Below are 24,308 nucleotides of genomic sequence, written 5' to 3' on the forward strand. Positions count from 1 at the left end.
ATGGGAGGAAATTTATGAAAACAAACGTGACTGAGGTTTTTGGGTCTATGGTCTTTGATGATCGTTGTATGAAAGCAAAGTTACCTAAAGATGTTTATAAAAAGTACAAAGCTACGATCGATGAAGGAAAGCTTCTTGATCCTGATTGTGCTAATACCATTGCATCCGCTATGAAAGATTGGGCTATTGAAAACGGTGCAACACATTATACTCATTGGTTTCAGCCAATGACAGGAATCACTGCAGAAAAGCATGATGCTTTTATTTCTCCAAGTGGAGATGGAAGTATTATCATGGAATTTTCTGGTAAAGAACTTATCAAGGGTGAACCAGATGCTTCTAGTTTTCCTAATGGTGGATTACGAGCAACTTTTGAAGCTCGTGGTTATACTGGGTGGGATCCAACATCATATACATTCATCAAAGAAGGCGTTTTATGTATCCCAAGTGTCTTCATGTCTTACAATGGCGAAGCACTTGATAAAAAAACACCACTCCTAAAATCTCAAGAACTTATCAATACGCAAGCATTGCGAATTCTAAAGTTATTTGGTAAAGATAATGTGAAACGCGTTCATACAACCGTTGGTGCAGAACAAGAATACTTTCTTATTGAAAAGTCACTTTGGGATCAACGAAAAGACTTGATTTACACTGGTAGAACACTTTATGGTGCTAGACCTCCAAAAACTCAAGAACTTGATGACCACTACTTTGGTGTATTAAAACCAAAAGTAGCATCGTTTATGAAAGAACTGAATGAAGAATTGTGGAAATTAGGTATTCTAGCAAAAACGCAACATAATGAAGTTGCTCCTGCACAACATGAATTAGCACCTATCTATTCACTCACAAATGTCGCTACCGACCATAATCAACTAACTATGGAAATCATGAAAAAAGTGGCCTTACGCCATGGACTTGTTTGTTTATTACATGAAAAGCCGTTTGCAGGAATCAACGGAAGTGGTAAACACAATAACTGGTCCCTATCAACAGATACCGGAGAGAACCTGTTAGAACCTGGAGATACGCCAAGTGAAAACGCTCAATTCTTGCTTATGCTAGCAGCGCTAGTTAAAGCTGTTGACGATTACCAAGACTTACTAAGAATATCTGTTGCAAGTGCAGGAAATGATCATCGCTTAGGTGCTAATGAAGCCCCTCCTGCAATCATTTCCATCTTTACTGGTTCTGAGTTAGAAGAAATCATAAATGCAATCATTGAAGATAGACCTTGCAAAACGGTATGTGCGAATAAAATGACCATCGGTGTTGATGCCTTACCTCCTTTTACAAAAGACACAACCGATCGTAATCGTACATCACCGTTTGCTTTTACTGGAAACAAATTTGAATTTCGCATGTTAGGATCACAATTATCTATTTCTTGTCCTAATATTATGATTAACACAATTGTTGCCGATACATTAAATAACTTTGCTGACCATTTAGAAAAAGCAACAGATTTTAATAAAGAATTACACGAATTGATTAAAAAAACATTTACTGAACATCAAAGAATCATATTTAATGGTAATGGATATGATGATTCATGGATTGTAGAGGCAGAAAAGCGAGGACTTATGAATTTTAGAACTACGCCAGAAGCTTTGCCACACTATATGGATGAGAAAAATATTCAATTATTTACTAGAAATAACATTTACACAAAAAGTGAAATGCAATCTCGTATGGATATCTTAATCGAAGAATATTCAAAGGCTATTAATATTGAAGCAGAAACAATGGTAAACATGTCTAAGAAGAATATCATTCCTGCCATTTTAGCTTATATCAAAGATTTGAGTGAAAGCATTGTTACCAAAAAGGCAATATCTTCAACGATAAAGTTTGAAGTTGAAGACTCTCTCATCAATAAATTAAGTGTTCTTGCGAGTGATTTGTATCGTAAAACAGAAGAATTAGCAGATGATATCATTAAAGCTAATGGAATTAAAGACTTGCAAGAAAATGCTAAATATTATTGTAATAGCGTGCTTGTGAAAATGGTTGACTTGCGTGCCATTGCCGATGAAATCGAGCAAAACTGCGCCAAGCAGTATTGGCCCTTCCCTTCATATGGAGATTTATTATATTCTGTCTCTATATAAAAAAACATCACAAACCTTTTGCTTATCTGCAATTGTGAAATATAAAGGAGAACTTCATTCAAAGTTCTCCTTTATATTTCGACGGTTGTTGATTCTGGAAAATTCAAATTATATTCATCAAAGGTAAAATTCAAGTCAACATGATAGGTTCCTACAGGAGCTTGTGATGTATCCAATTCATATATTGAATTCATATGCACATAATCACTTTCTTCTGCTACTTTATTATTACTTATATAGTTGATTTTCATATCCACCTTTTGATCAAAATGAACTTCAACCTTTGGTGCGTTAACAGGCTGGGTTTTCTCATAATAATAAGAAACTGTGTATATAATTTTGCTTTCCGTTTTTGTATTAGTAACCTGAAAATCTAATACTTCATCTATATAACTATATGTACTTTTCTCTATTGTTTTTCCATTGTCCAATGTTATTACGAAAGAAAATTCATTATTCCCAGTATGAATACCACTTCCAAACAAACCAATAGAATATACAGCTTTATCACTTACATCTTGTAGTAATTTTTCCCCATGATAGATTTCCATTTTTTCTATTATGTCATTTCCACGATTGACACTCCAATTAAAAGTAAGATTAAGCCCTTGTGTTAATGATACACTAAAACTCTCAATTCCTGTATTGGTATCGCCACTTGTCCCTGGATCAGGAGTTCTTGTATTTGTGTTTGAATTTCTTGTAAGTTGTATAACCAACGCGGTGATACATACTACAAGGATGGTTATCAAAGCAATAAACACTTTATTTTTTTTCAAATATTCCAAAATATCACTCCTTGTTGTTCATTATACCATAAGAAAATGTTTTCTGCGAAACCCTACAAACAATCCTTATTATTTAGTTTCTTTTTGATGAAACATAACACTAAAAAAAGCGCAATGCGCTTTTTGTGTAAATTAATCAAATACTGCAACTACTAAATCACCATATGTTTTTTCAATGTATTTCTTAGTTTTTGCGTTTGTTAAGACTTTTATCAAAGCTTTGATTTTTTTATCATCCCCATGCCCTTTTTTAACTGCGATTACATTTGCATATGTTTGTGCTGCTTCACTACCTTTATCTTCTGACACAATCAAGTTTCCATCCACTTCATTTGTCAATGCATAATTTCCATTTATGATAGCATAATCTACATCAGGTAATGTTGCTGCTACACCTTCCGCTTTAACTTCAAGAATTTCAACATTCTTTGGATTCTTCGTGATATCTGTTTTAGTTGCTGATAATCCTGCATCTTTTTTTACCTCGATAATTCCTTTTGCAGCTAACAATTGAAGAGCTCTTGCTTCATTTGTTGGATCATCTGGCACAGAGATAACAGCGCCGTCTTTCACATCATCAACTGAGAAATCTTCATTTTTTTCAGTTGTATCATTACTATAAATTCCAATTGGTTCAAAGTGAATTTTTGCCACTGCTTCTACTTCTGTACCATTATCTTCATTAAATCCTTCTAAATATGGCGTATGTTGGAAAAAGTTTGCATCTATTTCCCCTTCATCAACAGCTAAGTTTGGTTGAACATAATCATCAAATACTTGAATATCTAACTCATACCCTTCTTTTTTCAAATCTTCTTCAATGCTTTCTAAGATTTCTGCATGTGGTGATGCAGAAGCTCCAATTGTAATTGTTTCTAATTCTTCTTTAGCTTCATCACCACTATTTCCACCACAGCCTACTAATAGTCCTAAAGCTATAAATACACCTAATAATTTTTTCATTTCTTTCTCCTCCTAATGGGTTGTTTTTCTTGTTAAATAATTTCCTAATGCTTGTATCGCGGTTACGATTAATAAAATAATAATTACTGTAGACCAGGTTGCATCCACTTTACCTCGTGCATATCCATGTCGAATAGCAAATGCACCTAGACCTCCTCCTCCTACTTGACCAGCCATTGCAGTTAATCCAAGCAATGAAATCAAGGTAATTGATACGGAGCGAATAATACCAGGAATACTCTCTTTTAAATAAACTCGTGTAATGATTTGCATTGGTGTGTTTCCCATTGCAATACTTGCTTCAATCAATCCATCATCTACTTCTGAAAGTACCGATTCAATTTGTCTTGCAAAAAATGGAATAGTTCCAAAAATTAAGGGAATATATGTTCCTTTTATACCAGTTGCCGTCCCCATAACCAATCTTGATGCACCAACCAATAAAGCCATCAAAATAACAAATGGAATAGAACGGAAGAAATTAATAAATTTATCTAAGATAAAATAAATAATTTTGTTTTCCAAAATTCCATCTTTCTTAGTAACGGTAATAAGAACCCCAAAGATTATTCCAAATATCAATGCAAAGATTCCTGAAAAGAATAACATTTTTAATGTCATATATGTTTCTTGTACCAATTCACTAATCATTTTAGGATTATTCATAAAATCCATAGGTAGAAATTGTGTAACAACATCAAATATGACAGCTAAGATTGACTCAAAAAAATTTGAAATCATTGTTCCTATATCCATTATTTCAACACCTCCACTCCAACACCTTGTCCTTTAATATACGTGATAGCACTTTCTATGTTTGCTTTTTCACCTTTCAGCTTAACCACCAAATTTCCAAGTGGACTATTCGCTAGTACTTCAACATTACCAAATATGATATTAAAACTAACATCATATGTTTTCACTAAGTACGTCATCAAAGCTTCTTTGGTATTGCTAGATGAGTAAACAAGCCGTAACATCGTCTCATCAACATCCAAATCGACAAGCGGATCATTCTTCTCAATCAATTCATAAATCTGATGAATCGATGTAGTCGTATTAATAAAAGTACGTGTAACTTCACTTTTTGGTTTTGTAAAAATATCTATGATATTTCCTTCTTCTACAATATTTCCATCTTCCATGATTGCTACTTTGTTACAAATCGCTTTTACAACTGCCATTTCATGAGTGATGATTACAATTGTTATTTTGAGCTTTTCATTTAAGTTTTTTAGAAGTGCTAGTATTGATTGTGTTGTTTGAGGATCAAGTGCACTTGTTGCTTCATCACAAAGCAGAATACTAGGATCATTAGCCAAAGCTCTTGCAATTGCAACTCTTTGCTTTTGTCCTCCACTAAGCTGTGATGGATATGCTTTCTTCTTGTCCTTTAATTCTACTAATTCCAATAATTCATCAACCTTCTTATTTATTTGCTCTTTACTTAAACCACTTCCCTTTAGCGGAAAAGCGATGTTTTGAGCAACAGTTCTAGATCTCATCAAATTGAAATGTTGAAATATCATTCCTATTTTCTTCCGTTCTGCACGTAAATCCCGTGCACTCAAATCCATTAAATTTTTACCATCAATTACTACTTCACCCTCGGTTGGACGTTCTAATAAATTAATACAACGAATTAAAGTACTTTTTCCAGCACCACTGAATCCAATGACACCAAATATATCTTTCTCCTCTATATGTAAGGATGCTTTTCTTACTGCATGTACATCATTTTCTTTGGTCTTAAATATTTTTGTGATATTCACTAATTGGATTTTACTCACACTTCCACCTCCTATAAAATAAAAAAACATTCTCCCAAAGGACGAATGCATCGTGTTACCACCTTAATTTACTAATATATTACTATATTAGCCTCTTCGAGTACTATCATACTCTATCACAATAACGGGTGAACCCGACATAATCTAAAGAACTCTCATTCAATTATGTAACTCCAAGACCATTTTCGATAAACTACTAACCTTATCCATTTTCACCATACTGGACTCTCTAAGAAGGATTTCATAAATGTACTCTTCTCTTCATCGTTTTTAATTTATATGCACATGATACCCATTATTTCCCATCTTGTCAATATACAAATTTGAAATTTATGAGATAATATTGTCTAAGAGGTATATTATGTTTGAAAAATTAAAAGCAAAATTTAAGAAAAAACCATTAATATTATGCATTCATGGATTTGGACACAGAAGATCTACAGAGTATAATAATTTCAAATTATGGGGTGAAGATACATATGAATTCATCACTTTTGACATTTTTGATGATCAAGATGATAATGATACAAATGCGTCTATTTGGATTGAACGTTGCGAAAAGGAATTAGAAAAACTATTGCCTTTACAACGAGATATTTATATCATTGGTTTTTCTATGGGAGGTGTTTTAGCATCTTATCTAGCCAGTAAATACAATGTGAAAAAACTATTTTTAATTGCTCCTGCATTTGAATTTATTAGTCTGCGAAGTGTTGTCGATACAATTATGAAAATTATCAATAACCAACCATCTGAATTAACCATGTCAAACAAACAAGTATCTTGCTTTATGGAAGTTGTTGATCGATGTAAAGACGATATCAATCTCGTTTTATGTCCTACACTAATTGTTCATGGTGATAATGATCAAGTAATCCCTCTAAGAAGTAGTATAAATGCATACAACAAAATCCAGCATGATAAAAAGCGATTAATTATTTTGCATGAAGGTCCACATCGACTAATGCTAGATAAAAAAACAAACAATGAAGTATACCAATTATTTTCACTATTTATGCAAGATAAACTAATTACCTATACACCACAGATTGCTGAAGATCCATATAAAAAAATAGAGGATAAAGTCCAAAAAGGCTAACCTCTATTTTTTATATTGTGCTCGTAAAACTTTTCGTATACATTAGTGATGAAATTGGGTTTTCCACTACGATATCGTTGAACAATGAATAGTGTTGTAATAACACCACCAATAATACATACTCCAATATCTCCCATAGAATCATGAACACCTGATGTATAATGATTAATTGCGTCATAATCTGCAACTAATAAACAAATATATTCATATTGTTCCCATAAGGCTGCGATTGATATATTTACTGCGTTTATAAAAATTAACATCAATGGCACATCTTTTTTTTCAACATGATGTATTTTTTTTAAAGTACAAAATAATATATAAGCAAAAAGAACACCTAATACCCCACTGAATGCATGAGAAATTTTATCCCAATATAAATAATGATCAAAAAAGCGGTAAGAACTTCCAAATAAGGAAGCAATTGCAATAAAAATAAGTGCAATTATATAAATTTCATACACTGGTTTTAGCTTAAAGATTTTAAATACTAATTGTGGCACAAATAGTAAAGCTGCTGATACAAAGGTCATCATAAACGAATGCATGTATCCATTTGTATAGTTACTATAAAAAGCATAGCCAAGCAATACTACATAAACGCCAAAGCAAATATAGTATATCTTTTTAACATTCATTTTATTTTTTCACACTTTCTAACATGCTTAGTTTTAAATCCAATAATTTTTTAGTTAAATCCACATAATATTCTTGTGGATATTCAAAACGGAAAAGCTCATCCCACATACTATCTCGCTCTGTTTTACTATATGCTCTTATATCTTCAATTTCTGGACAATCATAAACTAATTTTCCACCAATAAATATTGGTACAAGCAATTTTCTTAAATCGTATGAACCTGCTTTAAATGTTTTAAACTTCCATACATCTTGAGGATGATAGATTGTTAAATCTTTGGTTTCTAATAACTCCTCATCATGTAAGGTTAGTAAATCAGCTGCCGCTTTTCCACTTTCTTTATCATAAATTCGATACACTTCTTTCTTTCCAGGATTGGTAAGCTTTCCAACATTGTCACTAATCTTTATCTTTGGCAAGTATTGTCCATCCATCAACAATGAACTTAGTTTGTATACCCCCCCAAAAACAGGTGAGCTCTTACTGCATATAAGATTTTCCCCAACTCCAAAAGAATCTATCTGAGCCCCTTGATCAATCAAAGACTTAATAATATATTCATCAAATGAATTACTGGCGATAATCTTACAATCTTGTAATCCTGCTGCATCTAATTCTTTTCTTATTTTTTTAGATAAATAAGAAATATCTCCGCTATCAATTCGTACACTTTGGAGTCGATAACCATTTGGAATCAAATATTCATGAGCGATTTTAATAGCATTTTTAACTCCACTTCGCAATGTATCATAGGTATCAAGAAGCAATGATGTTTGTGCAGGATAATTTTTCGCATATGCTAAAAATGCTTCGTATTCACTATCATAGCTTTGAATAAAGCTGTGTGCCATTGTCCCTGTAACTGGTAAACCAAACATCTGCCCTGCACTTGTTGTAGCACTGGCATTAACACCAGCGATATAAGCTGCACGAGCCCCATAATTAGCAGCATCAAAGTTGTGAGCACGACGTGCTCCAAATTCCATTACCCCTCTACCTCCAGCTGCACGCACAACCCTATTTGCCTTAGTTGCTATTAATGTCTGATGATTAATTGCTAACAAAATAGCTGTTTCAACAATTTGGGCTTCAATAATTTTAGCTTCAATTCGCAACAATGGTTCATTGGGAAAAACAACGCTTCCTTCTTGCATAGCATAAATATCACCAGTAAAAATAAAATGACGAAGATAATCTAAAAATTCATCATTGAATTTATTTAAACTTTTCAAATAATATATTTCTTCTTCTCCAAAATGTAAGTTTTGAATAAACCCAATCACTTCTTCCAATCCTGCAAAAAGAGCAAATCCACCATTATCTGGATTGCGACGATAAAACATATCAAAAGTTACAATTTGATCCTTTTTACCTTCATTAAAATAAACTTGTGCCATAGTCAATTCATATAAATCCATTACTAAACTTAAATTTCTTGAATCTCTAAAATCAAATTTCAAATCATAGTTTCTCATCTCAATTACCTCATTTCAACAACTTGAATACCATTTGAAATCATAAAACCACAAGCTGTTTCATTCATTTTTTGTTGATCATGTACACCTTCTATATGAAAAGTTTCAATCATATTTATTGGAACAATAATTCTTTTTTTATTCAAATTGTGTTCATTTAGAAATGTTTGAAAAGCTAATGCAAATTGCATAATACAAATATCACTACAACATCCAACGATAACATAGTCATCATAAGCTAATAGATATTCTTCCATCTGCGATTGAAATCCTTCTGCTACAAATGCATTGGTACTATTCTTATATATCGTATCTTGTACATACTCTTTCAACTCATGAATCACATCTGATTCTTCTGTGTTTTCAATACAGTGAATTGGATATGATTCAAATTCTCTAGCATCTAAATTATGAGAATCGCATACAAAAACATTTGCAGGTTCATTCTTTAACAACCTAATAATATCATCATTTATCTCTAATATTGAAGCATCACTAAGTGCCCCTTCTTTTGTAAACCCATTTATCATATCAACTACAAATACAATTGGTCTAGACAAATCAGAAAATGTAGCTGTAGGGATTTTTTCTTTATATTGCTTTGATACTTTTGCCATGATTTCCACCTTCTATTTATTATTATATTATACACTAAATCAATCATATTTTTTAACTTTCTTGCATTTGCTCATTATTCATGAAAAAGGTTCTCTTTAATAAAAGAAAACCTTTTTATTTTATATCACAATGAATCCTTGTCGGGCTACTTTGGACTATTATAGTATTCGCTTAAAGTGAGTTCATCACCTAAAAAAATATAATCTATTGGTATATTATATAGTTTTGCAAGTTTTTTTAAATCTATACCATTTGGAATACTTCTACCACTTTCCCAATTTTTGATCGTTCGCTCTGTTTTTCCAACGATTTTTGCTACATCTTTTATTTTCAAATTAGCATTTACTCGACAGGCTTTTAACGTCATCATAAATTCTTCCATCCACTACCCTCCTTTACTTTAATTTTATTATAATCGTTTAAAGTGAGTTGTCAAATTATCGGAAATGATTTTCACTTTAGTGTTGTTTTTGTTCCCTTTGGTAGTATAATTAAATATAACTGGAGGACTTATGGGGACAAAAGAAGAACTAAGAAAAACGTTTTCAGCTAATCTTATATATTACATGAATTTAGCAAATAAAACACAAGCGGATATCATTCGAGATTTAAAATATGGATCTGGAATTGTTTCTGAATGGGTGAATGGGAAGAAATATCCTAGAATAGATAAAATTCAAGCATTAGCTGATTATTTAAACATTCATAAATATCAATTGATTGAGCCGTTATCATTACACAAACAAAGAAAGGTAAATTCTAAAATACCACTTTATAAACGGTTTTTAATTGAAGAAGAGAAAGTAGATTACATTGTTTATGATAATAAACAAAGCAATCATGAATATTTTGCATTAACCATCACTAATAACACACTGCATCCTGAATTTCATAAAAATGATGTTGTTATTGTCGAACGTGTAGATAAGCTATCTAATGGTCAAATTGCTGTGATTAAGCTTAAGCGGAAGATACAAGTTCGAAAAGTGAAAACTAAGAAGAAACAGATATTCTTAGAAACATTACTTCAAAACAAAAAAGATGATACTATCGAGATACAATCTTTAGATGAAATTGAAATTTTAGGTGTTATAAAAGAGCTAAAGCGATTCTATTAAAATGAGCTGATGCTCTTTTTATGTGAAAGATTGTGAAATCTACATTATTCCTTTCCTTTTTAATATTCTGTATTATAATATATTTCATACATAAAAATTTAGGAGGTATAAAATGAACAAACTAAAATTTGCTTTGTATCGATTTATGCAAGGACGGTATGGAAATGATAAGTTAAATAACTTTATCTTTATTATTCTTATTACTTTAACCATTATCAATACTTTTTTCTTTCAAAACTCAATCCTTGTATTCCTTATTTATGCTTTCTTGATTGTAGTAATCTTTCGAACATATTCGAGAAACATTTATGCTCGTCAAAAAGAAAACAATAAATTTCTAAATTTAACTAATCCAGTTCGCAAAAGATTTCGTATTATAAAAAAGAATCATCAAGATAAAGCGAATAAATATTACTTGTGTCCTCACTGTTTTCAAAGTGTAAGAGTTCCTAGAGGCAAAGGAAAAATTGAAATCAAATGTCCAAAATGTTCACATCATTTTACTAAAAAAACATAAATAAAAAACTCCTTGCTAATAAAGCTTAAGGAGTTTTTTTGATTATAAGTTAATATTCTTTTCATAATGGTAATCATATTATTTTTTATCTTTCGTTTATAATAGTTTTAAATTATAAATTTTATATTTTGGACTATACTAAATTTAGAGAACATGATAAAATATAAGTGGCTAAAAATAGCCAGTCTCTTTATATGGATGTTTGATATTCTCACTTATTATAATCAAACATCTTTCTCTCTTCGACATACAATTTTGTATGTCGTTTTATTATTATAAAAAAAGAGCCTTACGGCTCTATAATTTTTAAGGGTGTAAAACAAGGTAGGAAGATAGGAAAGGGATATTTACACCTTGTTTTACTATATCATTATAGCATAAATGTATTTTATGTAAACTAAAATGTTCATTTAAAATGAAGTATTAAAATGAAAGTGTGAATATCGAGTTTATATAATGCTATGAAGCTTTAAATTATACTTCCTTTTATATGAAAATTGCTTCGTTTATCGCTTTATTTTATAAATAATATAGTTATTAATCCAACCATATAACGATATAATTATCTTGTGTTTAACACTTATAATCTGTTGTTTTTTTATCAGACCAACAATCACATAATAATATATTTTAATAACTAAAGTCTTGTGATAAAATAAAAAAAAGAGGTATCTTATGAAAGACAAAATAATCGTGCCAGATGCTGTCCTTTGCAACTGTTACCAAGAACGAAAAACCAATATACACCCTAGTGATTATATCGTTTTCGATACAGAGACTACTGGACTTTCTCCAACCCATAATCGAGTTATTGAAATTGGAGCAATCAAATATCATAATTATGAAAAAATTGAAGAATTTAATCAATTGATCAATCCTGAAGAATCAATTTCTTCTTTCATCACCAATCTAACTGGCATTCGTAATGAAGATCTTATAGACAAACCGACAATAAAAAGTGTCTTACTCGATTTTTACGAGTTTATTGAAGATTATACATTAGTAGCTCACAATGCTTCCTATGATGTTAAAATGCTTGCTGGTGAAGCACACCGATGTCAGCTTGACCTATTTCCTAATATGGTGATTGACACTGTACCATTAGCACGCAAAACAATACCTAAACCATTGATTGAAAATCATCGTTTAGAAACGCTTAAAAACTATTTTGGACTTGTCAACAACTCGCATCGCGCTATTGATGATTGCGAAACATGTAACACCGTTTATCAATACTATTGTGAACAACAAAGCAAATAAAAAAACAATCTATGGAGGGAATTATAGATTGTTTTTTTCATTTGTCCTTCCCGATTCTTCCAATTAGCCCTTTCCTTTACCCCGATATATTAATATAACGCCTTTCCAACTTCCTTTTCCCTTTCCTTCTTCCTTTACTACCTTTCCAACTTCCTTTTTCTCTTTCCTTCTTCCTTTACTACCTTTCCAACTTCCTTTTTTCCTTTCCTTCTTCCATTAATTACCTTTCCAGCTTCCTTTTTTCCTTTCCTTCTTCCATTAATTACCTTTCCAACTTCCTTTTTCTCTTTCCTTCTTCCTTTATTGCCTTCCCAGCTTCCTTTTTCTTTCCATCTTCCATTTCTTGGATAAATTAGATCTCCATCCTATCTTACATAAACCTTACAGTTATCTAGTTTATCCCAAAAACTAATTTAACTACTCTTCTATATCCCATAATCACCTTACCCTATAATTTTAGTAGGAATTAAAATTAATTTTTTATCCACCTCCTTGGTGGACTGTAAAATTAAATTAAATAAGTGATTATTCTTCCTTGGCATCCCTGCCTACGCATATACTATCATATCGGAGTAGCAATGCAACTTAAATGCCTATTTTTTTAGTAGGAATTTGTAAATCCCTATAAATAAGCTTTATTTTGATTTTTTATAGGCTTTTTTATGTCTACATTTCATAGTGTAGACCATATTTGTTAATTTCAAATAAATCCATTGTTAAGAAAGTGTTAATTTAAATAAAAAAACGAATAGTTTTACTATCCGATTTTTAAATGTAGATAATTTCAATTGAACCTAAAGTTACAGACCCTCGGATTTCAACAAGCGGTCCGTTTTTATCAATATTATTATAGCGATATTTTTCTTCTGCAGCACCTAGTGTTGTAGAAACATTATTTATTACATTCCAATCTCTTGGAATATATAACTCAATTGAACCTAATTCACAATGAACTTCAATATCCAAACCAGATTCACATGGAATAGCGTGATCAAAATATACCTGTAAAGAACCCAATGAACAACTTAATTTCGCTTTTTGTAAATTATTAGAGTGTAAATATTGAGAACTTGATGAACATGAAGATCTACAATTCACTACATCATCATCCTGGCTCATACTCTCTTGTCGTTCTCCTCTATTTTTGTAATTATGATGCTCATGATATGAATAATTCCCTCTATATGAATAATCACTTTTAAAAATAATCGATAATCCCACGCTTGCAAATGCACCAGCTATCATAAGTGGGAAAAATTGGATATGTTGTTCTATATTCAAAATATCTTTATTAATCCAAAACGCCCAAACAAGTGGCATCACAACAAGAAACCAATTTCTTCTAAAGATACTAGAAACAGCTATAATAATTAGAAATGCTGTGAAAATCAATCTGAAAACATTTATTTCAAAATAATCAAATTGTCCCAAAATAATCATTGCTCCTGCACATAGAAAGAACAACCCCCAAAAAATATTTTTACTTTTCATTTTATTCACTCCTCCCTTGAAGTCTAAACTTCAATGTCTTATAATACATTCTTGATACGTAAACTTCTTTGTAACTATTTCGAAACTGCACCTTACTGGAGGCAGTCAAATTTCGTTGTATAGAATATATATGATGAACATTTAAAATTGTTGATTTTGATACTCGTAAAAAATTGGATGGCAAATCAGCTTCCAATTCATACAACCTAAGTTTTACTCGATATGCGTCTTCTGCAGTATGTGCATATACTTCATCTTCACTTGTTTCAAAAAATAAAACCGTCTCTAACGGGAAGTAAAATTCATCACTTCCTTTATAAAAAACTATGTTCATCTGTGGAGATGCATGAGCTGTTATATATTGCTGTATTTTTTGAATATGCTCATCAATGTTTTTACATTTGATAATCACAACTTCTTCATCATCATTATCTATTAATTCAATATGTACTTTCATTTCTCATCTCCTTGTTTACATTATAGCGGATTATTTTTATTTTCCTATTATTTTTCGCTAAGTGGTTATGTTTTTAAAGTAAGTGGATAAAAAAGAAAATGAAGAAGTTGACTTCACCAGTCAACTTCTTCATCATACTGTATTGTCTCATTCCCCTCCATACCAACAACATCATAATAAACACCTATTAATTCATTTTCGCTCATTGCATTTAAATCAACAACTGTATATTCACTTGTCTCTTGTAAAATACGAGCAACCATATCTTCATGACTCATATACAATCCTCCTATCCTATATACATATTATAGCAAAAGGCTTGTCCTTTTCGAGTCACACACACGATATTACATATAATAATTAAGCGTTTTTCATTTCTCCATGATAGTTTTCTAAAGCAAGTAATAAACTATCAATGCTTTCCTCTGATAATACTTCTTCCAGTATTTCACTAAAATAGGCCTTTCCTTCCTTAGCTAAGCGCCTTCCTTCTTCGGTTGCCTTAATATAAACTACTCGCTTATCTGTTGTAGATACTTCTTTTCCAATTAACTCTCTTTTTTCTAGTTTCTTCAAATCTGCAGATATATTCGTAGCTGCTCTACCGACCAAAGTAGCCAAACTATTAAGTGTAAGCAAATCGTTTTCACATACAAGATTCAAAATTTCTAAATTTCGATAGTTTATCCCATTTGCTTCATAGTATGGAACCATTTCTTCTAGCCACGCACTATTAATATCCTTTATTAACTTTTCACATTTTAATACTTTCTCAATTTTCATAAATACCTCACTTATATAATTTATTTATATTATATTCTTACAATAACTTATAAAATGCAATTTTTATTTTTTTATTCATAAATATTCTATAATTTGTAATGAAATTCATTTTATGAACTATTTTTTTGTATATTCATAAAAAAACCAGAGTGAATTCTCTGGTTTATCGATCTTTTATTTCTGTATATGCTTTACGATTCGAAACTGCTTTGTATGCTGGCCGAATAATTTTTCCTGCATTAATTAATTCCTCTAATCGGTGTGCACTCCAACCTGCAATTCTACTCATAGCAAAGATTGGTGTATATAACTGCATTGGTAAATCCAACATACTATAAACAAACCCACTATAAAAGTCTATGTTTGCGGAAACTCCTTTATAAACTTTTCTTTCATCAGCAATGATTTTTGGTGCAAGTCGCTCTACTGCATTATACAATTGAAATTCTTCCATTCTTCCCTTTTCTTCTGCTAAGTTTTTAACGAACTTCTTAAAAATACTCGCTCTAGGATCACTTAAGGAATACACTGCATGCCCCATACCATAGATAAGTCCAGCTTTATCAAACGCTTTTTTATTTAATAAATCACTTAAATATTGTGATATTTCATCCTCGTTATTCCAATCTTTAATATTTTTCTTCATATCATCAAACATTCGTACTACCTTAATATTGGCTCCACCATGTTTAGGTCCTTTTAAACTAGCTAAAGATGCTGCAATAGCAGAATAAGTATCTGTGCCTGAAGATGTTACTACATGGCAAGTAAAGGTTGAATTATTCCCTCCACCATGATCAGCATGAAGAATTAAAGCCAAATCCAAAATTCGTGCTTCCAAATCTGAATATTTTTTATCTGGTCGTAACATATATAAAATATTTTCTGCTGTTGACAAATCTGGTTGTGGATTATGAATAAAAAGACTTTCTCCACCTAGATAATGATTATATGCATGGTATCCATATACAGATAACAATGGAAAAAGTGCAATCAATCGAATACTTTGCAATAATACATTCGGTATTGAAATATCATCAGCTGCTTCATCATAAGATGCAAGTGTTAATACACTACGAGCTAATGTATTCATCATATCTTCGCTAGGCGCTTTCATTACTACATCACGAACAAAGTTTGTAGGTAAATTACGATAACGGCTAAGCAGTGATTGAAAATCTTTTAACTCATTGCTAGTTGGCAATTCACCAAACAAAAGTAAATAAATCGTTTCTTCAAAACCACAACGTTTTTCATTTATAAATCCATTTACTAAATCATTTACATTATATCCTCTATAATATAATTCCCCATCACATGGTTTTAGTTTACCATCGATCTCTTTTGATGAGACAATTTCACTTATCTCAGTCAATCCAGTTAACACACCTTTTCCATTCAGATCCCGAAGTCCCCTATTAACTTCATACTGTGTATATAAGGAAGCATCAATGTTACTGTTATCCTGACAAAGGTCAGCTAACGTTTGAATTTGCTCTGTCACTTCTGAATAGTTAATGTCTGCCATAATCTGAATCCTCCTTTTTATATAGATTATCATAATTATACACTATTCGAATGGTAAATAACTAGCATTATTTTCGTATGCATCCTAAAATAATGAATATTTTATCATGAGAATTTCTCTCTATTTTGAAATATATATTATGATATAATTCAATAGAGAGGAGCTTTACTATGGCTAAATTTATTAAAGTTACAAATCGAAATAAAAAGGTATTAAAGAAAAATGAAAGCAATGAATTAATCATTAACATTGACAATATATCATTCATTGAGCCAGAAAAAAATGAAATTACGATGGTTTCACTCCACCAATCTGGTTATGGTTCAACATCGCATACGTTTGTTATTGATGAAATGGATATGAGTCGCCTATTAGCTATGATTAACTAATTAATTATATTAATTGGATTACACCAAAGATTGTATATTATAAAAACCCTTAAAATAAGGGTTTTCTTTCTTAATGGGGCGACCGATGGGATTTGAACCCACGCATGACGGGACCACAACCCGCTGTGTTAACCGCTTCACCACGATCGCCATAATTTCTGTAAGCATATATGATTATACCTAAAATATACGATTTTGTAAATAGGAAAATTAAAGATAAAGAAGAATTAAAGATAATAATCTATTCTCAACATTTAATCCATTAAATTAAGAAAAAAAGCTCTACTGAGCTTTTAGTTAACTTTTAGAATTTCCACTATAACAACATGCTTGTCATTATCATTCTTTTCAATTGTGTCTACTCTACATTTGAAGCCATTGCAATCTTCTGTTTGATCTTTGTATGTGTTTAACTTATTGATGTTAGCTTTTGAAATTTCACCAACTTCTTTATCCTCTTGAGTCTTCACCATATAATCATCATGAATATTAAGAACGCTTCCTCTTTCAAGTGCACTTATCGTTTCTTGACGTTTTTTATTTGCTGTTTTTGTTAATGGAATTGTTAACACAACCTCCATTTGAGTAATATCTTCAACAACTTTACTTCCAAGCTTATCTCTTAATTTATTTATTTTATCTTTTGCCCCACCAAAATTAACTTCTGGCAATAGTTTGATTTTTTCATTTAGTGCTTTAAGTGCGTTGACTGACCCCATTGCTGTCAAAACAAAAAATAATGTAGCAAAAATCATTATTACTCCAAAAACTACATGAATTGTGAAAGCATAAACACAAAGAATACCAAATCCAATTGCAACAAGTAGTTCTATTATAAAACTTCGTTTCAATTGCTTAGCATCTTTCCATTCTGTACCAATTTTTATTTTTCCTTCTTTTACTTCCCATCCTGAATTGTTATTACTCATGTCATTCTCCTATGTACAATAAGTTTATTATACAAATTATCATTATCTTTTACAATAATAAATTGGTTTAATTCAAAAAAAGAGGAGTTACTCCTCTTTTGCTTGTTTCGCTTTTGCAATAATTGCATCCTTTAATTGCGGTGGAACTTCTTCATAATGATCAAATTCTTGTGTGTAGAACCCTCTTCCTTGCGTAATCGCACGCAAATCCGTAGGGAAATCTAGTATTTCAGCTAAAGGTACAGTTGCCGAAATAACCTGTTTATCATTTTCTAAATCCATTCCCATAATCATTCCCCGACGTTTATTTATTTCACCAATAATTGTACCCGTGTATTCATCAGGAATAATTATTTTTAAACTTACGATAGGTTCTAATAACACTGGGTTTGCTTTTGGCATTCCTTCTTTATAAGCCAAAGTTGCAGCTAATTTAAATGCAAGTTCACTGGAATCAACATCATGATATTTACCATCGTACAATGTTGCCTTTACATTTACCACTTTATACCCTGCTAAAACCCCTGTATTCATGGAGTCTCTTAATCCTGTCTCAACTGCTGGGAAATATCCTTTAGGTACTGCACCACCAACAACTTTTTGTTCAAACAGCATTTCTTCTTCTGCATCATTTGGTGAAAATTCAATGAATACATGCCCAAATTGTCCATGTCCTCCTGATTGCTTTTTGTGGCGTCCTTCTGCTTGGATTGTTTTCTTAATCGTCTCACGATAAGGAACTCTAGGCTCACTAAGTTCAACATCTACTTTATAGCGGGTTTTCATCTTCGAAACAATCACTTCTAAATGCTGATCTCCTACACCATATAATACTGTTTGCTTAGTTTCTAAATTATTATCAATCCAACACGTGCAATCCTCTTCCAAAACTTTCTGTAATGCTCCATTCACCTTATCATCATCATTTTTCGTTTTTGGACGCACTGCTTTACCAAGCAATCCTTTTGAAAATTCAATATCATCTACCCGATATGCATGTCCTTTATCACATAGCGTATCATTTGTTTGTGTATATTGGAGTTTAATTACTGCTCCTATATCACCAGTAAATAATTTTCCTATTGCTGTTTGGTGACGACCTTTAATGATAAAGATTTGATTGATTTTCTCAACTTCATCTTTTTTAGAATTATATACATTTGTATCACTTGTAAGTACTCCACTCAAAACTTTCAAGAATGATATCTTTCCAACAAAAGGATCCACAATCGTTTTGAAAATCAGACTCGTCATTGTTTCCTCTTCATCTGTTCGCAACTCTTTTGTATCTTTTGTTTTTGAATCATGTACAACTACTGTCCCATGCTCTCCATACGTTGGAAAATACTTAACAATCAAGTCCATCAATCTCTCAATTCCAACTGATAAATTTGCCGAGCCACTAAATACAGGTACAATCTCACCACTTCTGACACCTATACGAACACCTTTGGTAAGTTGTGCTTCACTAAACTCTTCACCACTGAAATACTTTTCCATTAGTTCATCGTCACCCATGGCAACCGCTTCAGCAATTTGTCCTTTGTATGTTTCAACAATATCTTTATAATCATCTGGTACATCATAAGCAGTATCACGACTTGCTTTATCACCTTTAAAATACCAAACTTTATTTCTTAAAATATTGATAGATCCAATAACTTCACCATTTTCTGTTATTGGCATTTCAAATGGAATTACAGATTTTCCAAATTGTTCTCTCAATGCATCGTAAGTTTCTTCAAAAGATGTATTTTCTTCATCTAATTTATTAATAAAGAAAATAGTTGGCATCTTTCTGTTTTTGGCACTTTCCCATGCATTCATTGTACCTGATTCAACCTTATCCTTTGCGCTTACAACAATCAAAGCATTATCTGCAACTGCTGTAGCAGCTTCTTGTTCACCAATATAATCCAAATATCCTGGAGTATCTAAAAAATTAATTTTATAGTCTTGCCATTCAATTGGCACAACTGATGTATAAATACTCATTCCGCGTTTAATTTCTTCACTATCATAATCAATCAAACTACTTCCTTCACTTGTTTTACCAAATCGATCACTCGCTTTAGTAAAAAACAACATTGCCTCAAGAATGGATGTCTTTCCAACTCCACTATGTCCTAGTACACAGACATTTCTAATTTCGCTTGCTTTATAATCTCTCATACTTCTTACCTAATCCAATAAAGGTCCAAGTTCATCAAGTAGTGACTCGCGAACATAGTTTATTGCCTTTCTGCCATCTTCATCTTCTATATTTTTATCAGCTCCATAATCTAATAGTTTTTCTACTAGACCTGCATATCCTGCATATGCTGCACGCATCAATGCTGTACACCCATTATTATCTGCTAAATTCACATTCGATTTGGAAACCAATAACAAATCAATTACATCTTGTTTATATGCAAGACATGCTTCCATAAGTGCTGTTCTTCCCTTTTCATCCTTTAGATCTAACATCAAATCACCTTTTAATAATTCTTTGACAACTCGATCATGACCTAAAAAAGAAGCCCGCATCAATGCTGTTCTACCTTTAACATCTTGAATGTTGATTTCAGCCCCAGCTTCCATTAATTTCTTTACAATCGTTTTATTCCCTTTCTTAGCAGCACCCATAAGTGCTGTTCTACCACTACGATCACGCAAATTAACATCTGCATCATTATCTACCAAAATCCTCACAACATCCTTAAAATCGCGTTTAGCAGCACGCATTAATATTGTTCTTCCTTCTTCGTTTTGATAATTAATATCTAACCCTTTTTTCATTTGTGCGACTAGCGTTGTAACATCTCCAGTTGCTCCACAGTCCCACATTATCTTCATTTGCTCGTCCATGTTTCCACATCCTTTCACTAAAAAATGCGAAGATTTTACTCCGCATTTTCAACAAACAAAAAAGCCGGTGTGATTACCTTTTTTTCTTTTCCTTCAGATCCGTTCATAGTAATCACACCTTTCGTACCTCTAATATACCAAAATAAAACCAGAAGTATATACATCTGGCATTATTGGTTATTTATTTGGAATTTTTGTATAATCCGATGAATTTGCTGTGGTGTTTCATCAATAAAATCTAAACGAAACAATTTGATTCCTAACATTTTGTAAATATTCAATTTCTCTATTTTATCAACTGCTTGATGATGATACATATGTGTAATACATGCATCATCACCCTTCAACAAAAAGCGATGATGAAAAACATCTTCTAAATGATATGCATCTTCTTTACACAAGTTACAATGTTTCTTTTTACCATCTGATAATACATCATTAATAGGACAATACTTCATACTCATAAGTCGTGGTTTTCCATAAAGTAAAACTCCAATATCCGCATGTCCTCCTACACGTTCTTCATACTCTTTAATCAAAGATTCAATATGTGCATCTTTCAATTCAAGGGATAGATAAATATTTCCGTTTCTTAATCTTTGCAAATATTCTACAGCGTATGAATTTGTTATATTCAAAGAGTAATCTAAATCATAATTTTTATCCAACCCTCCGATATCGCCAGCCATTTTTGAATCTTCATCATGTATTTGTGTAACATTTGATTGTTTAAAATGAACGTTCTTATTATCGTGATATTTCATAAAGAGTTTCTTATTCCCTACAAAAATATGAACATTTTCATATTTCATACAAGCCACTAGCTGTTCTTCTGTATGAACACTAACTTCTAATTGGGTAGTCGTTATTGTCTGTTCTCTAACTTCATGAATCATAAAAGGTGTCTCTATACGTTTGAAATTTGTTAGAGTAATAGATTGATATTTTTCTAACACTTCTCTTCGTAATTCATTAAGAATTCGCAAAGGAATGAAAACTTCTCCTTTTACAACCGTATCAATTTTTTCAAAATGATATATTGTATCTCCTGTTTTCTGCAATTGCTTTTCAATATCTTCCTTTGTTGTCGCACGCTTTTGTGCTTCTTCCATATACGACTTAGAGACTACTTGAATTTGGTTTTCATTCATATCTTTAATAATTAAACGTAGTTTTTTATTTGGTTCTGCAAACACTTCAGCTTGAAGAAATATTTTACGTTTATTTCCTTGATATGTTTTTTGAATCTCTTTTTCTATCTCAATGTCTTTCGTTTTTACAAGAAGTGTGTTTTTAGGGATTTTTTTTCCTTTTGTATCAAGTTCAATAATATCATTAGCTAGTGCCCTATTTACTAATAACCCATCTTTATAAATCCGATTCACAAGAAATCCTTCTTCTGGATTCATAAGCAATCGAACACCATCATGTTGTTGCAATGTAGCTGTTAATTTAATACGCATTTGTTTTGCTGTTGTGCTTATCACTTTTCCAATTGGTATTCCAATATGATTTGGACGATCATGATTCATTAGTTTATAATCTTCAAATAGATGTCCTTTCGTATAATCACGATGAAACAGGACTTTCCACTTTGTCATTTCCTCAGGAGTGATTTTAAAATCATTATAATCCAATGCTCTACGATATAACATTGTTGTATATGCAACATATTCACTACTTTTCATACGCCCTTCTAACTTTATAGAATCGATGCCAATTTGCTTGAATTGTGATATTTCATCCAATACATTCAAATCTTTTGGACTTAATAAATATGCTTTTTTATGTACTATTGAATTTTTCTTCCATAATATGTACGGCATTCTGCACCCCTGTGCACATGCCCCTCTGTTTCCACTACGTTCATTATTCATTGCCGAAAATAAACATTGACCAGAAAAAGAAATACACAATGCACCATGAACAAATACTTCTTTTTCTATTGGTATATCTTGAAAAGACATAATTTGCTTTAGTGTACATTCTCTTGCCAACACCGCCCGTTTAACACCCTGTTCATGAAGAAATAATAAGGCATCACGATTATATATATGCATTTGTGTAGAAGCATGAATTTCAAAATCAGGATATGTCTTTCTTATATAATATAGAATCCCTAAATCTTGGACAATAAGTGCATCTACACAACAATCATATAATTGTTTTATGTATTGTTTACATTCCATTAGCTCATCTTCATAAACAAGCGTATTCAATGTGATATATACTTTCACATTATAAGTATGTGCATACGTTACAACTTCTTCAATTTCAGATATTGAAAAATTGTCTGCAAACGCTCTAGCACCGAACTTTACACCACTCATATAAATTGCATCAGCACCGTTTTGAATAGCTGCATATACACTTTCTTCTTTTCCAACAGGAGATAATAATTCAATCATTTTCATAGCATCATTGTACCACATCCATTTTCTAAGCAAAACCATTCGCAAGTATTGTTTTTATTAGTATAATAATTCCATTTGTAATATAATAGTGACAGAGGTGGAATATGAGTAATTTTGCATATTTAATTTATAATCCAGTTGCTGGAAAAAATGGTTTGAAAGCTGATTTAAGTAGCATTGTAGAACTGTTTTGTAAACATGACTATGAACTTATTGTATATGCAACTGCCAAAAAAGGTGATGCTTATAACAAAATGAAAGAAGTTGGCAAAGTATACCCCTTTATTATCTGTAGCGGTGGTGATGGTACGCTAAATGAAGTGGTAAGTGCCTACCATGAACTACAACACAAACCAAAATTAGCATATCTACCAAGTGGAACTACCAATGATTTTGCAAAATCATTGAAGTTAAATACAAATCTTATAAAACAAACAAAGAAAATCCTTCATAATCCAGAAACTATGCAATGTGATATTGGGTTATTTAACAATCATTGCTTTATGTATGTAGCTGCCTTTGGAAGCATCAGCGAAGTATCTTATTCTACTTCGCAAGCAAGTAAGAATATCTTAGGACACACCGCATACTTAATTGAAGGATTAAAACAATTCATAAAACTGAAAAAATATGCAATGAAGGTTACTTATGATAACGGAATAATTGAAGACGAATTCTGCTTGGGAATGATTACAAATTCTTTATCTATTGGTGGGTTTTCTTTTTTTAAAGAAAAAGACATTTCATTAAATGATGGTTACTTAGAGTGTATTTTCATTAAAAATCCAAACAATCCATTAGATTTGCAACAAATCATTTCCGCATTAACCAGTAAAAAATATGAAAAATGCAATTTGGTTTATACCTTTAAAAGTAAAAACATTAAAATTGAAGCAACCAAAAATATAAAATGGACATTCGATGGTGAATATGGTGGAAAGCATAAAGATTGCTCTATCCAAAACATACAAAGAGAAATTACATTTATAAAATAAAGACAAACTATTAGATGTCAATAGCTAAATAAAATTAACTATAATCTATCAAAAAAGTGCAATTGTCTTGCTTCAGAGGTGAATCCTCTA

Annotated in this window: 24 protein-coding genes, 1 tRNA gene and 1 other annotated feature; of the genes, 7 read left to right on the forward strand and 18 right to left on the reverse strand. The window is 31.5% G+C overall.

Annotated features, from left to right (window positions below):
- Window positions 1–14 precede the first annotated feature (14 nt).
- Window positions 15–2,114: a glutamine synthetase III gene (locus M2475_RS04875; RefSeq protein WP_277489985.1), complete on the forward strand. Its 2,100-nt coding sequence runs from the start codon at window positions 15–17 to the stop codon at window positions 2,112–2,114.
- Window positions 2,115–2,185: 71 nt separating this feature from the next.
- Here M2475_RS04875 and M2475_RS04880 read toward each other — a convergent pair whose 3' ends face one another.
- From M2475_RS04880 to M2475_RS04895, 4 genes are all read right to left on the reverse strand, one after another.
- Window positions 2,186–2,902, reverse strand: coding sequence for a hypothetical protein (locus tag M2475_RS04880; RefSeq protein ID WP_277489986.1), 717 nt, complete (start codon window positions 2,900–2,902; stop codon window positions 2,186–2,188).
- A gap of 132 nt (window positions 2,903–3,034) precedes the next feature.
- The gene (locus M2475_RS04885; protein ID WP_277489987.1) at window positions 3,035–3,865 is read right to left on the reverse strand and encodes a MetQ/NlpA family ABC transporter substrate-binding protein; all 831 of its coding nucleotides are present in this window, start codon (window positions 3,863–3,865) and stop codon (window positions 3,035–3,037) included.
- 12 nt (window positions 3,866–3,877) lie between these two features.
- Window positions 3,878–4,486, reverse strand: coding sequence for a methionine ABC transporter permease (locus tag M2475_RS04890; RefSeq protein ID WP_346780368.1), 609 nt, complete (start codon window positions 4,484–4,486; stop codon window positions 3,878–3,880).
- A 134-nt stretch (window positions 4,487–4,620) separates the two neighbouring features.
- The gene (locus M2475_RS04895) at window positions 4,621–5,655 is read right to left on the reverse strand and encodes an ATP-binding cassette domain-containing protein (RefSeq protein ID WP_277489990.1); all 1,035 of its coding nucleotides are present in this window, start codon (window positions 5,653–5,655) and stop codon (window positions 4,621–4,623) included.
- A 34-nt stretch (window positions 5,656–5,689) separates the two neighbouring features.
- Window positions 5,690–5,929 (reverse strand) — a binding site (T-box leader).
- Window positions 5,930–6,016: 87 nt separating this feature from the next.
- On the opposite strand from M2475_RS04895, the gene M2475_RS04900 reads away from it, so the two are divergent.
- Entirely contained in the window at window positions 6,017–6,754 is a 738-nt protein-coding gene (locus tag M2475_RS04900) for an alpha/beta fold hydrolase (protein ID WP_277489991.1), read from the forward strand.
- On the opposite strand, the gene M2475_RS04905 is transcribed toward M2475_RS04900, so the two are convergent.
- From M2475_RS04905 to M2475_RS04920, 4 genes are all read right to left on the reverse strand, one after another.
- Window positions 6,751–7,392 (reverse strand): hypothetical protein, encoded by a 642-nt coding sequence (locus M2475_RS04905; protein WP_277489992.1) that lies wholly within the window; start codon window positions 7,390–7,392, stop codon window positions 6,751–6,753. The two genes, M2475_RS04900 and M2475_RS04905, sit on opposite strands and share 4 nt — an antisense overlap.
- Before the next feature lies 1 nt (window position 7,393).
- On the reverse strand, window positions 7,394–8,869 hold the full coding sequence (locus M2475_RS04910; protein WP_277489994.1) for a nicotinate phosphoribosyltransferase: 1,476 nt from the start codon (window positions 8,867–8,869) through the stop codon (window positions 7,394–7,396).
- Between the two features lie 5 nt (window positions 8,870–8,874).
- On the reverse strand, window positions 8,875–9,486 hold the full coding sequence (locus M2475_RS04915) for an isochorismatase family protein (RefSeq protein ID WP_277489996.1): 612 nt from the start codon (window positions 9,484–9,486) through the stop codon (window positions 8,875–8,877).
- 146 nt (window positions 9,487–9,632) lie between these two features.
- A complete protein-coding gene (locus M2475_RS04920; protein WP_277489997.1) occupies window positions 9,633–9,869 on the reverse strand; it encodes a helix-turn-helix transcriptional regulator in 237 nt (78 codons plus the stop codon).
- A 130-nt stretch (window positions 9,870–9,999) separates the two neighbouring features.
- Between M2475_RS04920 and M2475_RS04925 the strand changes: the two genes are divergently transcribed.
- From M2475_RS04925 to M2475_RS04935, 3 genes are all read left to right on the forward strand, one after another.
- The gene (locus M2475_RS04925) at window positions 10,000–10,605 is read left to right on the forward strand and encodes a S24 family peptidase (protein WP_277489998.1); all 606 of its coding nucleotides are present in this window, start codon (window positions 10,000–10,002) and stop codon (window positions 10,603–10,605) included.
- 112 nt (window positions 10,606–10,717) lie between these two features.
- Window positions 10,718–11,122 (forward strand): hypothetical protein, encoded by a 405-nt coding sequence (locus tag M2475_RS04930; protein WP_277489999.1) that lies wholly within the window; start codon window positions 10,718–10,720, stop codon window positions 11,120–11,122.
- A 675-nt stretch (window positions 11,123–11,797) separates the two neighbouring features.
- Window positions 11,798–12,382 (forward strand): 3'-5' exonuclease, encoded by a 585-nt coding sequence (locus M2475_RS04935; RefSeq protein ID WP_277490001.1) that lies wholly within the window; start codon window positions 11,798–11,800, stop codon window positions 12,380–12,382.
- Window positions 12,383–13,150: 768 nt separating this feature from the next.
- Here M2475_RS04935 and M2475_RS04940 read toward each other — a convergent pair.
- From M2475_RS04940 to M2475_RS04960, 5 genes are all read right to left on the reverse strand, one after another.
- A complete protein-coding gene (locus M2475_RS04940; protein WP_277490002.1) occupies window positions 13,151–13,873 on the reverse strand; it encodes a hypothetical protein in 723 nt (240 codons plus the stop codon).
- Between the two features lies 1 nt (window position 13,874).
- A complete protein-coding gene (locus M2475_RS04945; protein ID WP_277490004.1) occupies window positions 13,875–14,330 on the reverse strand; it encodes a LytTR family DNA-binding domain-containing protein in 456 nt (151 codons plus the stop codon).
- A 113-nt stretch (window positions 14,331–14,443) separates the two neighbouring features.
- Window positions 14,444–14,608, reverse strand: a complete 165-nt coding sequence (locus M2475_RS04950) for a hypothetical protein (protein ID WP_277490005.1) — start codon at window positions 14,606–14,608, stop codon at window positions 14,444–14,446.
- Between the two features lie 82 nt (window positions 14,609–14,690).
- Window positions 14,691–15,113, reverse strand: coding sequence for a winged helix DNA-binding protein (locus M2475_RS04955; protein ID WP_277490006.1), 423 nt, complete (start codon window positions 15,111–15,113; stop codon window positions 14,691–14,693).
- A 163-nt stretch (window positions 15,114–15,276) separates the two neighbouring features.
- On the reverse strand, window positions 15,277–16,641 hold the full coding sequence (locus M2475_RS04960; RefSeq protein ID WP_277490007.1) for a citrate/2-methylcitrate synthase: 1,365 nt from the start codon (window positions 16,639–16,641) through the stop codon (window positions 15,277–15,279).
- Window positions 16,642–16,811: 170 nt separating this feature from the next.
- Here M2475_RS04960 and M2475_RS04965 point away from each other — a divergent pair, with 170 nt between their 5' ends.
- Entirely contained in the window at window positions 16,812–17,030 is a 219-nt protein-coding gene (locus M2475_RS04965; RefSeq protein WP_277490008.1) for a hypothetical protein, read from the forward strand.
- Between the two features lie 74 nt (window positions 17,031–17,104).
- Here the strand turns inward: M2475_RS04965 and M2475_RS04970 are convergent.
- The 5 genes from M2475_RS04970 to M2475_RS04990 all read right to left on the reverse strand — a co-directional run bounded on the left by M2475_RS04970 (window position 17,105) and on the right by M2475_RS04990 (window position 23,223).
- Window positions 17,105–17,180, reverse strand: a tRNA-His gene (locus M2475_RS04970).
- Between the two features lie 143 nt (window positions 17,181–17,323).
- Window positions 17,324–17,959: a hypothetical protein gene (locus tag M2475_RS04975; RefSeq protein WP_277490009.1), complete on the reverse strand. Its 636-nt coding sequence runs from the start codon at window positions 17,957–17,959 to the stop codon at window positions 17,324–17,326.
- Between the two features lie 87 nt (window positions 17,960–18,046).
- Window positions 18,047–20,131, reverse strand: coding sequence for an elongation factor G (locus M2475_RS04980; protein ID WP_277490010.1), 2,085 nt, complete (start codon window positions 20,129–20,131; stop codon window positions 18,047–18,049).
- A gap of 9 nt (window positions 20,132–20,140) precedes the next feature.
- Window positions 20,141–20,809, reverse strand: coding sequence for an ankyrin repeat domain-containing protein (locus M2475_RS04985; RefSeq protein WP_277490012.1), 669 nt, complete (start codon window positions 20,807–20,809; stop codon window positions 20,141–20,143).
- Between the two features lie 170 nt (window positions 20,810–20,979).
- The gene (locus M2475_RS04990) at window positions 20,980–23,223 is read right to left on the reverse strand and encodes a U32 family peptidase (protein WP_277490013.1); all 2,244 of its coding nucleotides are present in this window, start codon (window positions 23,221–23,223) and stop codon (window positions 20,980–20,982) included.
- Between the two features lie 104 nt (window positions 23,224–23,327).
- Between M2475_RS04990 and M2475_RS04995 the strand changes: the two genes are divergently transcribed.
- Window positions 23,328–24,218: a diacylglycerol kinase family protein gene (locus M2475_RS04995; protein WP_277490014.1), complete on the forward strand. Its 891-nt coding sequence runs from the start codon at window positions 23,328–23,330 to the stop codon at window positions 24,216–24,218.
- The last annotated feature ends 90 nt before the right edge of the window (window positions 24,219–24,308 follow it).

Origin of the sequence: Breznakia sp. PF5-3 (genome assembly GCF_029504745.1) — a bacterium.
Taxonomy (GTDB): Bacteria; Bacillota_I; Bacilli_A; order Erysipelotrichales; family Erysipelotrichaceae; genus Breznakia.

Coding starts and splice junctions, on each gene's coding strand:
- M2475_RS04980 (WP_277490010.1), bottom strand. CDS start 20,131: ATGAGAGATTATAAAGCAAGCGAAATTAGAAATGTCTGTGTACTAGGA.
- M2475_RS04920 (WP_277489997.1), bottom strand. CDS start 9,869: ATGGAAGAATTTATGATGACGTTAAAAGCCTGTCGAGTAAATGCTAAT.
- M2475_RS04945 (WP_277490004.1), bottom strand. CDS start 14,330: ATGAAAGTACATATTGAATTAATAGATAATGATGATGAAGAAGTTGTG.
- M2475_RS04950 (WP_277490005.1), bottom strand. CDS start 14,608: ATGAGTCATGAAGATATGGTTGCTCGTATTTTACAAGAGACAAGTGAA.
- M2475_RS04985 (WP_277490012.1), bottom strand. CDS start 20,809: ATGGACGAGCAAATGAAGATAATGTGGGACTGTGGAGCAACTGGAGAT.
- M2475_RS04885 (WP_277489987.1), bottom strand. CDS start 3,865: ATGAAAAAATTATTAGGTGTATTTATAGCTTTAGGACTATTAGTAGGC.
- M2475_RS04990 (WP_277490013.1), bottom strand. CDS start 23,223: ATGAAAATGATTGAATTATTATCTCCTGTTGGAAAAGAAGAAAGTGTA.
- M2475_RS04890 (WP_346780368.1), bottom strand. CDS start 4,486: ATGACATTAAAAATGTTATTCTTTTCAGGAATCTTTGCATTGATATTT.
- M2475_RS04875 (WP_277489985.1), top strand. CDS start 15: ATGAAAACAAACGTGACTGAGGTTTTTGGGTCTATGGTCTTTGATGAT.
- M2475_RS04955 (WP_277490006.1), bottom strand. CDS start 15,113: ATGAAAATTGAGAAAGTATTAAAATGTGAAAAGTTAATAAAGGATATT.
- M2475_RS04900 (WP_277489991.1), top strand. CDS start 6,017: ATGTTTGAAAAATTAAAAGCAAAATTTAAGAAAAAACCATTAATATTA.
- M2475_RS04995 (WP_277490014.1), top strand. CDS start 23,328: ATGAGTAATTTTGCATATTTAATTTATAATCCAGTTGCTGGAAAAAAT.
- M2475_RS04965 (WP_277490008.1), top strand. CDS start 16,812: ATGGCTAAATTTATTAAAGTTACAAATCGAAATAAAAAGGTATTAAAG.
- M2475_RS04975 (WP_277490009.1), bottom strand. CDS start 17,959: ATGAGTAATAACAATTCAGGATGGGAAGTAAAAGAAGGAAAAATAAAA.
- M2475_RS04940 (WP_277490002.1), bottom strand. CDS start 13,873: ATGAAAAGTAAAAATATTTTTTGGGGGTTGTTCTTTCTATGTGCAGGA.
- M2475_RS04960 (WP_277490007.1), bottom strand. CDS start 16,641: ATGGCAGACATTAACTATTCAGAAGTGACAGAGCAAATTCAAACGTTA.
- M2475_RS04905 (WP_277489992.1), bottom strand. CDS start 7,392: ATGAATGTTAAAAAGATATACTATATTTGCTTTGGCGTTTATGTAGTA.
- M2475_RS04915 (WP_277489996.1), bottom strand. CDS start 9,486: ATGGCAAAAGTATCAAAGCAATATAAAGAAAAAATCCCTACAGCTACA.
- M2475_RS04925 (WP_277489998.1), top strand. CDS start 10,000: ATGGGGACAAAAGAAGAACTAAGAAAAACGTTTTCAGCTAATCTTATA.
- M2475_RS04935 (WP_277490001.1), top strand. CDS start 11,798: ATGAAAGACAAAATAATCGTGCCAGATGCTGTCCTTTGCAACTGTTAC.
- M2475_RS04930 (WP_277489999.1), top strand. CDS start 10,718: ATGAACAAACTAAAATTTGCTTTGTATCGATTTATGCAAGGACGGTAT.
- M2475_RS04910 (WP_277489994.1), bottom strand. CDS start 8,869: ATGAGAAACTATGATTTGAAATTTGATTTTAGAGATTCAAGAAATTTA.